Source organism: Mesorhizobium sp. M0808 (assembly GCF_040320025.1).
Classification (GTDB): domain Bacteria; phylum Pseudomonadota; class Alphaproteobacteria; order Rhizobiales; family Rhizobiaceae; genus Mesorhizobium.
On record NZ_JAMYOX010000005.1, the window covers coordinates 1 to 15,058 of the forward strand.

The window sequence follows — 15,058 nt, forward strand, 5'->3', positions numbered from 1 at the left end:
TGCCGCCGGAGAAATCGCCGGCACGGAAGGCCGGCACCATGTCGTTTTCGATGATCAGCTTGGTGTGCAGGTCGGTCAGCGTGCCTTCCAGCCCATAGCCGACTTCGATGCGCATCTTGCGGTCGTTCGGCGCCACCAGAAGCAGGACGCCGTTGTTCTCCTTCGCCTGGCCCAGTTTCCAGGCGCGGAACAGCCGGTTGGCGTAAGGCTCGATCTCCTCGCCGTCGAGGCTGGGGATGGTCGCGACGACGATCTGGTCGGACCCTTTGGTCTCGAACTCGGCAAGCTTCTGCGTCAGCGCCGCCTCGGTCGCGGCATCGATGATGCCGGCATTGTCGACGACCCGTCCGGTGAGGGTTGGCAGGTCGGCGGCGAAGGCGATGACAGGGAGGAGGAGGAGAAGGCTTTGGAAGACGAGCAGGAAGGCCAGGCAGGCGTTCTGTCGCGCCCCCCTCTGTCCTGCCGGACATCTCCCCCTCAAGGGGGGAGATCGGCTGTCACGGCTGTTTTCGCCAATCTCCAACGTTGCAGGATGGGCGGTGAGGCCAAAGCTGCCAATCTCCCCCCTTGAGGGGGAGATGCCCGGTAGGGCAGAGGGGGGCGCTACGGAGTGCAAGGCCAATAGGGACCACGCTCACCGGCTGTTCTTCACCCGCCTTGCGTGGTGTTGGTGCCGAAATCGACCTTCGGCGGCTGCATCTTATCCTCCTCGATGGTGAAATTCGCAAACGGCTGGTTGCCGCGGAACCAAAAGGTCGCCCAGATCACCGACGGGAAGGTCCTCAGCGTCAGATTGTACTCTCTCACTGCCTGGATATAGTCGCGGCGGGCGACCGTGATCCGGTTCTCGGTGCCTTCGAGTTGTGCTTGCAGCGCCAGAAAGTTCTGGTTGGCCTTGAGATCGGGATAGTTCTCCACCACCGCCAGCAGGCGCGACAGCGCGCTGGTCAGGCCGGCCTGGCTGTCCTGGAATTTCTTGAAGGCTTCCGGATTGTTCAGCGTTTCCGGCGTCACGGTCACCTGCGTCGCCTTGGCGCGCGCTTCGACCACGGCATCGAGCGTGTCCTTCTCGTGCGCGGCGTAGCCCTTGACCGTGTTGACCAGATTGGGGATGAGATCGGCGCGGCGCTGGTATTGATTCAACACCTCGCTCCATGCGGCTTTGGCGTTTTCCTCAGCCGTCGGAATGGTGTTGTAGCCGCAGCCGGCAAGCAGCGGCAGCATGACGGCCATGACCAGGAACGCAGCTAGATTACGAAAGATTGGCGGCGAAGAAAGGCGCTGGGCAAGCATGATAAGTCCCCTCGATAGCATTGGCAGGCGAAGCATTAGCACAATCCTTGCGTAAGAAAATGACTTCGGCCGAGAAGTGTTACTGGTTTCTGCCATTCGCCGTCGGGCCCTGTGACAGACGAGGCGAACGGGTTAAGCTCGGCATAAAACGGGACATCACCATGGCGAAACGCCACGACAGCGACGCGGAATCGCGCCGCATCATCGAACGGGTGGCGCGCGAGACCGACCCGGGGGGCACCTCGTTCCTTGCACGAACCACTAAAGGCGCGCGCGACCACGTCACCGCGGCCGATGCCGACCGGTCGGACCCGATCGAATATTGGGGCACCCGCATCGGTCGGGCAGCGGGCTTGCTTATTGCCATCGGCCTGTTGATCTGGCTCGTGCTTTTCGTCACCAGGGGCAGTTAGGAAAATCAATGAGTGCCGAAAAAACCGAGGCGCCGCGCGCGGTCATCGTCGTCTCCAGCCATGTCGCCCGTGGCTCGGTCGGCAACCGTGCCGCTGTCTTTGCGCTGGAGACGCTCGGCTTTCCGGTTTGGGCGGTACCGACCGTCATCCTGCCCTGGCATCCGGGCCATGGCCGGGCCACCCGCATCGTGCCGCCGCTAGACCAGTTCAAGGCGCTGATGGCCGACCTTGAGCGCGCGCCGTGGCTGGGCGAGGTCGGCGCCGTGCTGTCCGGCTATCTCGGCGAGGCTGGCCAGGCCGAAGCCGTCGCTTCGCTGGTCGGCGCAGTGAAGGCGAAGACGCCGGACGCCCTCTATATCTGCGATCCGGTGATGGGCGATTCGGGCGGGCTCTACGTACCTGAGCCGACCGCAATCGCCATGCGCGACCGGCTGATGCCGATCGCCGATATCGCCACGCCCAACCGCTACGAGCTGGAATGGATGGCCGGAGCGCCGCTGCCAGACCTGAAATCGGCAATGGCTGCGGCCCTGCAGGCCGGCCCACCGGCCATGCTGGTCACATCGGCGCCGGCGATGATGGCCGGCGGCACCGGCAATTTACTGCTTGCCGGCAGAGAGGCACTGCTTGCCGAACACCGGCTCATCGACAAGCCGCCGAATGGGCTCGGCGACCTGACGGCGGCCGTCTACCTGGCGCGGATCCTGTCCGGCCAGCCGGCCGCCAAGGCGCTGCAATCGACCACGGCGGCGGTCTACGAGATCCTGGCGCGGACCGCCAAGCGCGGCGGCGACGAGTTGCAGCTCGAGACCGATGCCCAGAGCCTGTCGCACCCGATGGCGATGGTGCAGCTTCGCCATCTCCTGCATCCGGAACGGGACCGCCGGGCGTGACGCAGGCCGAAGACGCCGTGCCCCAGGATGATGCGCCCAAGGATGTTGCGCCCGACGATGTTATGCCCTGGGGTGTTGTGCTTGTCGGCGTCGACGGTTGCAAGGCCGGCTGGATAGCCGTCCGCCGCGATCCCGGTGCGGCACCGTCGACAGCCGTTTTCCCAAGCTTCGCGGCGTTGCTCGACCGACTGCCCGCCGACTCGTTGGTAGCGGTCGATATGCCAATCGGCCTGCCCGATTTCTCCCAAAGAGGCGGTCGCGGCCCGGAGGCGCTGGTGCGGCCGCTGCTTGGGGCCCGGCAGTCCAGTGTCTTTGCCATCCCCTCCCGCGCCGCGCTCTATGCGGAGATCGAAGCCTTCACCACGGTCGAAGCCTGGTACGCCGCACATTGCAAGGCAAGCGAGGTAGCCAAAACAACCTCAGATCCGCCGCGCGGCGTCTCGATCCAGGCCTTCGGCATCTTCGCCAAGATCCGTGAGATCGATTCGCTGCTGATCGCGCGGCCCGAACTGCGCAGCCGCGTCTTCGAATCGCATCCGGAAGTTGCCTTCAGCAAACTGAACGGCGACCGCGCTATGCGCCTGCCGAAGAAGATCAGGGGCAACATCAATCCGGCCGGCATGGCCGAACGCAAGGCGCTGCTTGCCCGGCATGGCTATAGCCAGGATTTTCTCGACCAGACGCCGCCGCGCGGCGCGGCCGCCGACGATTTCCTCGACGCCGCGGCGATGATGGTGGTTGCCGGACGCATCGTCAGAGGCGAGGCAATGCCGTTTCCGGATCCGCCGCTCGCCGATCGTTTCGGCATTCCGGTCGCCATCTGGGCCTGAGGACCAGGGCGTCAGGAGCGTGATCTGAGCGCCTCGTTGAGTGCCCACATATCCTTCTCCTCGGGCGCGGTCTCCAATCCGAGCACGGGAACTTGCTTGCGCAAATGGTCGTGGTGGGTGCGCACGCCATATTCGAGATCGGAGAGGTAAAAACCTCCGAAGGCTTCGGACAGCATGGATTCGTTGGACCATATCGAAAGCTGTACATCCTCGGCCAGCGTGTCGCGGTCGATGCGGTAGGATAGGTAGCGGGCTGCCGCCTGTCGCCTGGTCTCGTCGCTATAGCGGTAGATGGCGCCGCGCAGCAGCGTCTCACCCGTCGACAGCGGAAATTCCTGATAGAACTGCACCGATTCCGGCATGATCGACAGCGCGTTGTTCGGGAAGATGCCGTAGTAGATCCAGGCCTTGCGCAGGTGTTCCGGCAGGTGCTTCGCCTCGGGTGCGAGCTTGATATATTGCGCGACGCTCCAGCGCCGTCCGGCATACGGATTGTAGGTGGCGAACGAGCGCGACACGCCGTTGACGAACGGCTCGTCGAAATAGGTCGCACCGTAAAGGTCCTGCAGCGCCGGATGCGCCATGGCGACGTGGTAGCCTTCATTGTCGACATCGCGCACCGATTTCCAGTTGACCGGCGTCTTTTGGGTCCAGATGCCCCAGGACGGCACCATCTCGGCGACGCCGTAATGGGCAATCTCGGCTTCGATCGGCTTCAACAGCTCGGCCACCGATGGCTGCGGCCCACCCTTGCGGAAACGGATGAAGATGAAGCCCATCCAGATTTCGAGCTCGAGCGGCATCAGGCCGAATTCGGTCTTGTCGAGGTCGGGGAAGGAACGGGGGCGGGCAGCACCGCGCAGCGTGCCGTCGAGATTGTAGACCCAGCCATGAAAGGGGCAGACCAGCGCATTCTTGCAAGTGCCCTGGCTGTCGGCAACGACGCGACTGCCGCGGTGGCGGCACATATTGTTGAAGGCGCGCACAACGCCATCCTTGCCGCGCACGATCAGCGCCCGCTCGCCGACCACATCCATCGTCAGATAGTCGCCGGCGTTCGGCACGTCGCAGACATGGCCGGCGATCTGCCAATGGTTGCGGAAGACGTGCTCTTTCTCGAGTTCGAGCAAGGCGTCGGAATGATAGCTCCAGCCCGGCAGCCCCCGCCGATCCCAATCGTTGGGGATTGCCACGTCACGCAGATGCGGGTTCATAAAAGGCTCTTTATTTATTGAATGCTCGTTCAATAAAAGCATATTTTCCGTTGAAATGCAATGGCTTGTGAAAATGGGGCGAATTCTTGACGGGAAATCGAGCGGGATTCGAGAACCCAGTCCGAACGATCGAAGTCGGGAAAATCCCGGGAATTCCAGACGTTAATCCCCTTACACGTGTTGAGCGCCCGACGCTCTGTGGGCCTGGAAAGGCGACGTGGATCTGGTGCCGTGGGTAGCGGAAAACGAGAATGCCACCGGTGCTGCCAGCTACGCCGGATCGATTTGCCCAGGAATGGCCGCGGGCTTGGTTTCATGCCGGTTACACAATCGTTAATCCATCATCGTTGGCCGGTTACAAGGTGCGATTAAGTTCGTTTCAACAGAGAAAAGAAGAAGACTGAAGGAAACGACGATGCGTACGAAAATCCAGATCACCGATACCGACCTTCGCCAGCAGGGTCCCCAGCGTAACGACCGGCGCCCGAAGCTGGCGCTGCGCCAGCGCGCCAGTGATCATCCAATGGCGATGTTCATGCTGCTGGCGGCTGCCGCATTTGCCGGCATGGCGTTGACGCCGACGGTCGGTCCGGCCTTCGCCTCACTGAACCCGCCGGCCAACCTCATCGATGGCGCGACGACCACCACCAAGACGGCGCGCCTGCCGATTCCGGAGATCGATTTTGCCTGCAAGGGGCAGGCCTGGGGCGCCGAGAGCCTGGAATGCCTGCGCGTCATCGCTGCCCAGTCGGGCAAGGCACGACCGGTCCGCATGATCGCCAATGCCGCCCCGCTGGCTGATACGCCGAACGTTTTTTGATTTTTTTGCGAGCGCCCTCCAGCACTCCAGTCAGGCTCCCGCCGCAATGTCGGCCGGGAGCCTTTTTCTTCCGGGGCGAGATCGCGGAGTCTAGCCGCCCAGAGCGGCCTGCTCGGCAATGGCCGAGAGCACGCCGCGCACATCCAGCGTGCTGAACGGTTTTTCGAGGATCGGCGGTCGCTGCTGCGCCGGCAGCGCTTCGATCTCGCCTTTCGCGCCGATCAGATCGCCGGTGACAAGCACGAAGCGCCGTGCCAGACCCGGCATTTCGGCGAGTAGCTCGCGATAGGCGGCTATGCCGCTGGTGCCGGGCATGCGCAAATCGGAAAACACGATGTCCGGCGGCACATGGCCGCTCAGCGTCGCGGCGGCCGAGACCCAGGCCGGCACGACCCGCGACTTGATGCCCATCAGCTCCAGAATATCGGACAGCGACGCGGCGACATCCGGCTCATCGTCTATGATCAGCGCGTGACGCAAGCCGCTGGACCGCGACGGAGCTTCGCCGGCGGCGGCCGCGCCGGCAGCGATCGCCGGCAGCTGCACAACAAAACGCACACCTCTCGGCGAAACCTCCTCGAACCAGATATTGCCATTGTGCCGCTCGATGATCGATTTCGAGATCGACAGGCCGATGCCGGTACCGACACCGACCGGCTTGGTGGTGAAATAGGATTCGAATATGCGTGAGCGTATCGCTTCCGGCACGCCTGGCCCGTTGTCCTCGACCGAGAATCCGGGATTGCCGCGGTCGCTGCGAAACGTCCGGACCTTGATCCGGCGGTCGCCGGCAACGCCGACCAAGGCGTGCTGGCTGTTGATGAGGAAGTTGGCGGCCACCTGCGTCACGTGGTCGGCATCGGCCATGGCCAGCAACGGGCCGCTGGCGAAATCGGTGTCGATGATGATGCCGCTCGACCGTGCACCATAGGCGGTCACTTCGAGTGCGGCGCGGATCACCTGGTTGAGGTCGGTTTCGGCTTGTGCGGCCGGGTGCAGGCGGACCATCGACAGGAAGCTCTTGACGATACGGCCGCAGCGCTCGGCAGCGGCGCGCACCTTTTCGGCGCGCACCTTGGTCTGCGGATCGGCGGCGAATTCGTGCAGCAGCGTCGACTGGGCGACAACCACGGCCAGCGGATTGTTGAGCTCGTGCGAAACGCCGGCAAGCAGCGAGCCCATTGCCGCCATCTTCTCGTTCTGGTGCAGTTTTTCGCGCTGGCGGTTGATTTCCTCCTCGGCCCGCAACTTGTCGCGCAGGTCGCGGATGGAGCCGAAGATCAGCTGGCGATCGGCGACCCGCATCTCGGTTGCCGTCAGCTCGATCGGAAAAACCTCGCCGGCGGCATTCTGGGTGACCGTTTCAAGCCGTTGGCCGACCATCGGCGCGCCGCGGCCCGACATGTATTCGGCACCCGACGCATAGCCCTTGCGGTAATATTCCGGCACGACCGTATCGAGCAGGTCCTTGCCGAGGATATCGCTGCGCCGATAGCCGAACATCTTTTCGGCGGCCGGATTGAATTCGATAATCGAGCCGGTCTCGTCGATGACGATGATGGCGTCGAGAGAGGCCTGCAGCATGGTGCGGCGAATGACGTCGCTGGCATGCGCGTCGGAGGGCGACCGTTCGATGGCATCGCCGATGGCGAGTGCCACCATGTGCAGCGCCGCCTCTTCCTGGTCGGTCCATTCGCGTTCGTGGATGCAGTCGTTGACCGCCAGCGTGCCCCACAAATTGCCGTGCGAAAAGACCGACACCGACAGGAACGACTTGATGTTCTGCTTTTCGAAATCCGTCCGCAGAAAGCCTTCGAGATCGCGTGTGTGCCCGGCGAAGATCTTGCCTTGACGCTCGTCCTCCGCCAGCCGTTCCAGCAATGGGTCCGAATCGACGACCGACTGCATGATGACGGTCGGCGACGCCAGCTCGCCGCCAAACCGGGGGGCGATCCAATAAGCGGCGACCGACTGGGCGAAGCCCTGGCCGGGCAGTTCGCGCAGGCGAAACAGGATGCCGCGGTGACAATCCATGGCTTCGCAAAGCGTCTGGAGAATACCCTCCATTTCGCGTTGCCAGTCGCCGGCTTCGCGCAGCCGGCGAACCACATGCACGGCCGCCATCGCCGCGCCCTGCCTGGCGCCCTGCATGTCCGCGCGTGTTGTTTCAGCCGTCATGGTCAGCCGTCATTTCCTGGCCGTGGCTTGCTCAAGCCGCCGGGCCTTAGTTGTTTTCCCCGACTGGCAGCGAGAAGATATAGCCTTCGCCGCGCACCGTGCGCAGGAATTTCGGATTGGCCGGATCCGCCTCGATCTTCTTTCTCAGCCGCATGATGCGGATGTCGACGGCGCGGGACGACTCCGGGTCCTCGACGAAACCGATCGCCTCGGAGATCGCCGCCCGCGTCAACAGCCGGTTGGCGCGCGTCAGGAACACCTCCAGCACGTCGAACTCGCTCTTGGCCATGTCGATGACCGCGCCGTTGGCGCCGGTGACGAGCCTGCCGTCGAGATCGGCGTGAAAGGGTCCGAAGCTCACGGACCGGCGGCCGCCGGATGTTTCAGCCTTGGCCTTTTGTGGCTCGGTCGGCTCCGGAACGCGGCGCAGCACGCTGCGCACCCTGGCCAGCACTTCGCGCAATTCGTAAGGCTTGACGATGTAGTCGTCAGCGCCGAGCTCCAGTCCGACGATGCGGTCGAGCGCGGTACCGGCCGCCGTCGCATAGATGATGCCGATCGGCATTTTCGACCGCATCCAGCGGCCGAGCGACAGGCCGTCCTCGCCCGGCATGGCGATGTCGAGAATGGCCAGATGGAAGGACTGGGTTTCCAAAAGGTCGCGCGCCGCCGCCGCACTTTCGGCCGTGGCCACATCATAGCCGCTGGCGCCCAGATACTCGGCGACCGCATCCCTCAGGTCGGGCTCGTCCTCGACAATGACAATTCGTGCCCGCACGATGCTTTCGCTCCCGCTTTCAGCGGAAAGTAGATTGGGTATAAACATGATGTCCAGCACTCTTCTTGGGTTGCCGTATGCGGGGTAGAAAAACATGGCTGCACGATCCGTTATCGCGCTTGTTTCCGTCGCTGAAGTAATTGCGACCGATCTCGCCGATCATCTCGAGCGGCGCGGTCATGACGTCCGCGCGGCGCGACAGCCGTGGGAGGCCGAATCGCTGCTTTCGGAAAAGGGTATCGATGTCGTGGTTGTCGGCGACAGCGTCAGCCAGGCAGAGGGGCGCGACCTGCTCAGGCGACATGGCGGCGAAGGTGGACCGGATTTCATCCTGATCTGCCGCCCGGCCGATCTGGTCGACAAGGTTCTGGCGCTCGAACTCGGCGCCGCCGACGTCGTCGAAAGCCCGCTCAATGTCAGGGAGCTTGCCGCTCGCGTAGGCGGCCTTCTGGCTCGGCGCGGCAGGAGCGCCGGGGAACTGATCGTGCTGGAGAACGCGACCGTCGATCTCCGATCGGCCATCGTCATGCACCGCTCGGGCACGGAAGAACAGCTGTCCCCCGGGCAGGTGGCGCTGCTCAGGCTGTTCCTGGCCAGCCCGCGCAAGGTGCTGACGCGGGACGACATCATCGCCGCCGCGCCCGCCGAAAATGCCGAAGCCTTCGATCGGTCGATCGATTCGCGCATCGTGCGGCTGCGTCGCAAGCTCGATACCGAAACCATCACCACCATACGGGGTGCGGGCTACCGGTTCGATCCGCCCACGCAATTCACCGATTGAAGGCAGGACGGCCACCCTTTTGTCTTGAGCATCGATTTTCCCAAAACCGTTCCACTTTGGGGTCCGATGCTCTTCAGCGCACCACGAGAAGCGACGGGCCGGACAGCATGTCACTGTTCGTGCTGACCTCGCCGGCATGGGCACGTTCCTTCAGCAGGACGGTGGCGAGGCCGGCAATGCCGAGCAGCCCCTGCACGTAAAGCAGCGCGGAAAGCATGGAAGCGGCGAATTTCGTTTTCATCCTGTTCGTTCCTCAAAATTGGAATTTACGGGCACTTCAGGGGAACCCCCGAAGCGCCCGCGCCGCCAGCGGAGCCCCCCGTTGCGGCGCGGGCCTTCGGTCCTCTCGGCTGCAAGTTGCCGGAGGCGCCGCGCATCCTCAACGGCCCTAAGCCGCCCCCGCCAGAGGGGCTTGAGCCGGTCGACGCGCAGGCTGGAAACTGTCCAGACCAATCCAGACCGTAGCGAAAACAGTGTTGGCTTCCGATCGTTCGTTGACCGCTGTTTTCGTTAGGTCAACTTTGCCTGTTCGCTGTATCCGGATCATGCCGCCGAGGCTGCGCTTTGTTGCAGCTCGGTTTCGGAGTCAGGTGAATTCCTATCAAACGAAAGGCAATCGCGTATTCGCGCCGCGGTTTGGCCGATCCGCCTAGGCAAACACGCCACCGTCATGACGACGTCGTGCAACTGCAAGCTGCTTTGCACGGACCTTTTCTGTTAACCAGGGGAAACAGAATCGAAACACAAACGAGCACGTAGCGAAATCGACTTGAAACATGACGCCCCGATAAGCCGGTCATCGAATTGAGCCGGCCCCGACCGGCAGAATAGGGGAGACATCATGTACACTGCCATTTCCGCCAAGCTCATCAACATCGCCGCCGCCCTCATCACCGGTACTGCCTTGCTTGTCAGTGCCGGCAACGGCGCAGCCCACGCCGCCGCCAACAAGATCGTCGCGCGTGTGTCGCTATCGCAGCAGACCATGGAAATCCTGGTCGACGGCCGGCCGACATTCGCCTGGAAGGTCTCGACCGGCGACAGGACGCACGTCACGCCGACCGGTTCGTTCAAGCCGACCCGCATGCATGAAATTTGGTATTCGAAGAAATACGACAACGCCCCGATGCCGCATTCGGTGTTCTTCAGCGGCGGCTACGCCGTACATGCGACAAGCGCCATCAAGCGCCTCGGCCAGCCAGCCTCGCATGGCTGCGTGCGTCTGCATCCGGACAACGCCGCCGATTTCTACCAGCTCGTCGAGGTCTTCGGCCCGGCCAACACCAGCATCGTCATCGTCAAGTGAGCGATGCTTCTCGTCGCTCCCAGGGGCCGGAAATTAGCGCAGTCTAATCCGGCATTACCGGCATCAGCTTCGGATCCGGCTTTTCGGCGTGATGCGGCAGGTCCTTGCTGGCGATAAAGGTGTAGAACATCGGCACCACGAACAGCGTGAACATGGTTCCGACCAGGATGCCGGTGAAGATCACCAAGCCCATCGAATAGCGTGCCGCCGCACCGGCGCCGCTGGAGATGATCAGCGGCACCACGCCGAGCGCCATCGCCGCCGTCGTCATCAGGATCGGCCGTAGCCGCACCTTGGCCGAGGCGATGATCGCATCACGCCGCCGCATGCCGTGCATTTCACGCTGCTGGTTGGCGAACTCGACCAGAAGGATGCCGTGCTTGGTGATCAGGCCGATCAGCGTGATCAAGCCGACCTGGGTGTAGATGTTGAGCGTGCCGAGCCCAATATTAAGCGGCACGATCGCGCCGAAGATCGACAGCGGCACCGCCATCATGATGATCAGCGGATCGCGGAAACTTTCGAATTGCGCCGCCAGCACCAGATAGATGACGAGCACCGCCGCCGCGAAGGCGATGATGATCGTGTAGCCCTGTTCCTTCTCCTGCCGCGATTGACCGGTATAGTCGATGAAGAAGGTGTCGGGCAGGCTTTGCTTGGCAATGTCCTCGATCGCCTGTAGCCCATCCCCGGTGGTGATGCCGGGCCGCGGCAAGGCAGAGATCGTCGCCGAGTTGAGCTGGTTGAACTGCTCGATGGCGGCCGGCGACGCGTTGGTCGAGATCTTCACCACCGCCGAGAGCGGCACCATCTCGCCCGATACGCTGCGCACGAAATACTCGCCCAGTTTTTCGGGATTGTCGCGGAATTGCTGCGGCACCTGCGGAATGATGTCGTAGCTATTGGATTCGCGGTCGAATTGCGCCACTTCGGCGCCACCGACCAGGAGCGTCAGCGTCCGGCCGATGTCGGCTATCGGCAGGTTGAGCGCGGCGGCGCGATCGCGGTCAATCGTCACTGTCACTTGCGGCGCGTCGAAGGTCATCGAATTCTGCACGACGATGAAGCGGCCGGAGGCCTGCGCCTTGTTCTTGATGTCTTCGGCCGCCTCGTACACCTGCGAGGCGTCGCCGGTCGAGCGCACGACCATCGTTATCGGCAGGCCGCCGCCGGAGCCGGGCAGCGTCGGCGGCGCGAAGACGAAAGCTTCGACGCCCGCCACCTTGCTCAGGCGGGCCGTAATGTCTTGCTGGATTTCCTTCGAGTTGCGCGTGCGGTCAGCCCAGTCCTTGAACGCAAAGCCGACGAAAGCGCTGTTCGTCTGGCCACCACCGAAGGCGACCGCGGAGAACTGTGCCCGCGTCTCAGGCAGATCCTTGACCAGGCCGAGTATCTGATTGACGTAGGTTTCGGTATAGTCCGACGTCGCGTACCGCGGCGCGGTCACCAGCGAAAGCAGGAAACCCTGGTCCTCTTCCGGCGCCAGTTCGCTCGCGGTCTTGGTGAACATGAAACCGGTCGTGGCGACCAGCGCGAGGACGATCATCAGCGTCACCGGGCGATAGTTCAACGAACCGGTGACGAGCCGCTCATAGATGTGTTCGACGCGCCCGAACGTATTGTCGACAATGCGCTGGAAGCGGCTGTGCGAGCCGGACCTCAGGATACGTGCCGACATCATCGGTGTGATGGTGAGGGCGACGACACCCGAAAGCACCACCGAGCCGGCAAGCGTCACCGCGAATTCGCGAAATAGTGCGCCTGTCAGGCCGCCGGTGAAGGCCAGCGGCGCGAACACGGCGGCCAATGTTATCGTCATGGCGACGACGGCGGACGAGATCTCGCGCATGCCGTTGAACGCCGCCTGCATCGGCGACAAGCCGTCTTCCTCCATATGGCGGTGGATGTTTTCCACCACCACGATGGCATCGTCGACGACAAGTCCGATCGCCAGCACCATGGCCAGCAACGACAAAAGATTGATCGAATAGCCCACTGAAAACAGCAGGAAACAGACGCCGATCAGCGACAGCGGAATGGTCACGATCGGCATCAGCACCGAGCGGAACGAGCCGAGGAAGAGCAGGATGACGACGATGACGATGGCGACCGCCTCGCCGATGGTCTTGAATACCTCCTCGATCGACGCGCTGATCTGCTCGGTTGAGTCGTAGACGATCTCCATCGTCATGCCGAGCGGCAGCGTCTCCTGAATGGTCGGCACAATCTTGTGGATTGCCGCCGCGGTGGTCAGCGGATTGGCGGCCGGCGTCGGAAAGATAGCGAGAAAGATGCCGGGCTTGCCGTTGAAGCTGACCCTGGTGTCGGTGTTCGCCGCGGCGAGTTCGACGCGGGCCACGTCGCGCAGTCTCACCACATTGCCGTCTTTCGAGCGGAGCGGAAGGGCAGCGAAAGCCTCCGGGGTCTGCAGCGTCGAGCGAACGGTGATCGAGGAAACCACATATTCGTTTTCGGTGTCGCCGGGCGCGGAAAGGAAATTCGATTCGTTGATGGCGGCCAGCACTTCCGCCGCCGTCACGCCGCGCGCCGCCAGTTTGATCGGGTCGATCCAGACCCGCATCGAATATTCGGCTGCGCCGAAGATCTGCACGTCGGCGACGCCTTCGACCGTCGAGATACGCGGCCGCACGACGCGCTCGATATATTCGGTGAGCTGTTCCGGCGTCATGTTCGGGTTCTGCATCGAGATGTACATCATCGCGAACTGCTGGCCGGTGCCCTTGACGATCACCGGGTCCTTGGTTTCGTCCGGCAGATCGCCGCGAACGCTCTGCACCTTCGACAAGACTTCGTTCAGCGCGACGTCGGGGTCGGAGCCGAGTTTCATCTGCACTGTCACGGTGCTGGATGACGGCCGGCTCGCCGACGTGACATAGTCGATGTTTTCGGTCGACGCGACGGCACGCGCGATCGGCGCGGAAATGAACCCCTGGATCAGGTCGGCGCTGGCGCCGGGATAGGCAGTGGTGATGGTGATGGCCGTTTCTTCAACCTCTGGATACTGCCGGATCGAAAGGTTGAAGATGCCCTGAAAACCCAGAAGCAGGATCATGCAGGCAAGCACGGTCGAAAGGACCGGGCGGCGGATGAAGAGGTCGGAAAAGCTCATTGCTGGGCTGCCTGCTGGTTCCCTGGCTTGCTCGGATCGATCGTGTTGTCGACGGCAACGGACATTCCGTTGGAGAGCCGGTTCTGGCCGGCGGTAACGACTTCGTCGCCTGGCGCGATGCCCTCCAGAATCTCGACCAGGCCGGCGTTGCGGCGGCCTGGCTTGACGAACACCTGGGCTAGCACGAGCTGCGGCTTCTGTTCTTCCGCTGCCGGCTTGGCTTCCTCTGCCGGTTTGGCTGGGGTAGCAGCCGACTTTTCGTCGGGTTTTGCCGCGGGTGCTTCGGCTGCGGGCTTGGCAGCATCTGCAGCCGGCTTTTCTTCCGGCTTTGCCTCGGGCGCCGCGCCGTTGGCTTCGGCGGATTTGGCCGGGCGCACTACGAAGACGAAGTCGCCGTACAGACTGGAGGTCAGCGCCGTCTGCGGCAGCGCCAGCACGTCGTTCTCCTCGGGCAGTTCGACGCGCACCTGGACGAACTGGCCGGGCGTCAGCTTGCCTTCGGGATTGCCGACCTCCGCCCTTACCGTCACCAGCCGGCTGGTCGGGTCGATCTTCGGATCGATACCGCGGATGCTGCCGGTGAACGGCATGTCGCCGCCGCCGACGCCCAACCGCACCGTCTGTCCGATCTTCAGCTGCGGAAGCTGCTGCTCCGGGACGGTGAAATCGACACGCATCGTGTCCATGTCCTGCAAGGTCACCACGGCGGTGCCGGGTGTGAGATACTGGCCAATGTCGATTTTCGGAATACCGACGGTACCCTTGAAAGGGGCCGTCAACTGCTTTTGGTCGAGCACCGCTTGCAGCTTGTTCACCTGCGCGGCGGAGACCGATGCTGCTGCCTGCGCTGTGTCGAGCGTAGCGTCGGTGCCGACCCCGCGCTTCTGCAGCTCAAGCGCGCGCATCAGCGTCGTCTGGTCGGAGGTGGCTTGCGCCTTCGATGCCACGAGGTCGGCTCGCTCGACTTCATCGTCGAGTTGCAGCAGCACGGCGTTGGCGGCGACCTTCTGATTGGCATGGAACAGGATGTCCTTGACGATGCCCGCGGTTTCGACCGTCAGGTCGACGCCGCGTACGGCACTGACAGTGCCGATCGCCTCGATGCCGGGCGTCCAGGACATCGGTTTGACGATGACCGTCGACACGGTCGCGGCCGGCGGCTTCATGGTGGCGAAGAACTGTTTGATCGCATTGTCGCGAAACAGGTTGAAGCCGACGATGCCGCCGCACACCAGCACGAGCAGAATGAAGGCGATGATGAAGCGCTTGATCACGAACAGTCCCCTCGGCCACGGCCCAGCATAACGGTCGGACGACCGGAACACATACCTGTGACTGGTCCCAATTTCAAATGACGGCGATCTTACTGTACCGTCTGGACGGTCTTGTCAATTCCGCCTAAGCTAATGAATGGGGAACGCT

14 protein-coding genes are annotated in these 15,058 nt (G+C 63.0%); 6 read left to right on the forward strand and 8 right to left on the reverse strand.

The features are described 5' to 3' along the window. Both NKI25_RS08850 and NKI25_RS08855 read right to left on the reverse strand, forming a co-directional pair. Positions 1–430: TPM domain-containing protein (locus tag NKI25_RS08850; RefSeq protein WP_502897352.1), on the reverse strand; the 430-nt coding region annotated here is incomplete at its 3' end. Positions 431–648: 218 nt separating this feature from the next. Continuing rightward, a complete protein-coding gene (locus NKI25_RS08855) occupies positions 649–1,293 on the reverse strand; it encodes a LemA family protein (protein WP_023678141.1) in 645 nt (214 codons plus the stop codon). Between the two features lie 161 nt (positions 1,294–1,454). On the opposite strand from NKI25_RS08855, the gene NKI25_RS08860 reads away from it, so the two are divergent. The 3 genes from NKI25_RS08860 to NKI25_RS08870 all read left to right on the forward strand — a co-directional run bounded on the left by NKI25_RS08860 (position 1,455) and on the right by NKI25_RS08870 (position 3,429). After that, positions 1,455–1,706, forward strand: coding sequence for a hypothetical protein (locus NKI25_RS08860; protein ID WP_023678142.1), 252 nt, complete (start codon positions 1,455–1,457; stop codon positions 1,704–1,706). 8 nt (positions 1,707–1,714) lie between these two features. Next, on the forward strand, positions 1,715–2,599 hold the full coding sequence (pdxY, locus tag NKI25_RS08865; RefSeq protein ID WP_023678143.1) for a pyridoxal kinase PdxY: 885 nt from the start codon (positions 1,715–1,717) through the stop codon (positions 2,597–2,599). A gap of 62 nt (positions 2,600–2,661) precedes the next feature. Next, positions 2,662–3,429: a DUF429 domain-containing protein gene (locus tag NKI25_RS08870; RefSeq protein WP_352594145.1), complete on the forward strand. Its 768-nt coding sequence runs from the start codon at positions 2,662–2,664 to the stop codon at positions 3,427–3,429. A gap of 11 nt (positions 3,430–3,440) precedes the next feature. Here the strand turns inward: NKI25_RS08870 and NKI25_RS08875 are convergent, their stop codons facing one another. Next, positions 3,441–4,643 (reverse strand): aromatic ring-hydroxylating oxygenase subunit alpha, encoded by a 1,203-nt coding sequence (locus NKI25_RS08875; RefSeq protein ID WP_352594103.1) that lies wholly within the window; start codon positions 4,641–4,643, stop codon positions 3,441–3,443. A 415-nt stretch (positions 4,644–5,058) separates the two neighbouring features. Here NKI25_RS08875 and NKI25_RS08880 point away from each other — a divergent pair, with 415 nt between their 5' ends. Beyond that, complete coding sequence (locus NKI25_RS08880) at positions 5,059–5,463, forward strand: hypothetical protein (protein ID WP_352754690.1); 405 nt, start codon at positions 5,059–5,061, stop codon at positions 5,461–5,463. A 90-nt stretch (positions 5,464–5,553) separates the two neighbouring features. On the opposite strand, the gene NKI25_RS08885 is transcribed toward NKI25_RS08880, so the two are convergent. Both NKI25_RS08885 and NKI25_RS08890 read right to left on the reverse strand, forming a co-directional pair. Continuing rightward, the gene (locus tag NKI25_RS08885) at positions 5,554–7,641 is read right to left on the reverse strand and encodes a PAS domain S-box protein (protein WP_352976145.1); all 2,088 of its coding nucleotides are present in this window, start codon (positions 7,639–7,641) and stop codon (positions 5,554–5,556) included. 46 nt (positions 7,642–7,687) lie between these two features. Beyond that, a complete protein-coding gene (locus NKI25_RS08890; protein WP_198023578.1) occupies positions 7,688–8,467 on the reverse strand; it encodes a response regulator in 780 nt (259 codons plus the stop codon). Positions 8,468–8,513: 46 nt separating this feature from the next. On the opposite strand from NKI25_RS08890, the gene NKI25_RS08895 reads away from it, so the two are divergent. Next, a complete protein-coding gene (locus NKI25_RS08895; RefSeq protein WP_023678149.1) occupies positions 8,514–9,200 on the forward strand; it encodes a response regulator transcription factor in 687 nt (228 codons plus the stop codon). 73 nt (positions 9,201–9,273) lie between these two features. Here the strand turns inward: NKI25_RS08895 and NKI25_RS08900 are convergent, their stop codons facing one another. Then, positions 9,274–9,441 carry a hypothetical protein gene (locus tag NKI25_RS08900; RefSeq protein WP_023678150.1) on the reverse strand — a complete coding sequence of 56 codons (168 nt, stop codon included), beginning with the start codon at positions 9,439–9,441 and terminating at the stop codon, positions 9,274–9,276. A gap of 600 nt (positions 9,442–10,041) precedes the next feature. On the opposite strand from NKI25_RS08900, the gene NKI25_RS08905 reads away from it, so the two are divergent. After that, positions 10,042–10,506 (forward strand): L,D-transpeptidase, encoded by a 465-nt coding sequence (locus tag NKI25_RS08905; RefSeq protein ID WP_352569490.1) that lies wholly within the window; start codon positions 10,042–10,044, stop codon positions 10,504–10,506. 43 nt (positions 10,507–10,549) lie between these two features. On the opposite strand, the gene NKI25_RS08910 is transcribed toward NKI25_RS08905, so the two are convergent. Both NKI25_RS08910 and NKI25_RS08915 read right to left on the reverse strand, forming a co-directional pair. Next, entirely contained in the window at positions 10,550–13,636 is a 3,087-nt protein-coding gene (locus NKI25_RS08910) for an efflux RND transporter permease subunit (RefSeq protein WP_352569488.1), read from the reverse strand. Next, positions 13,633–14,910, reverse strand: coding sequence for an efflux RND transporter periplasmic adaptor subunit (locus tag NKI25_RS08915; RefSeq protein ID WP_502897348.1), 1,278 nt, complete (start codon positions 14,908–14,910; stop codon positions 13,633–13,635). The genes NKI25_RS08910 and NKI25_RS08915 overlap by 4 nt, the downstream gene beginning before the upstream one ends. Positions 14,911–15,058 lie beyond the last annotated feature (148 nt).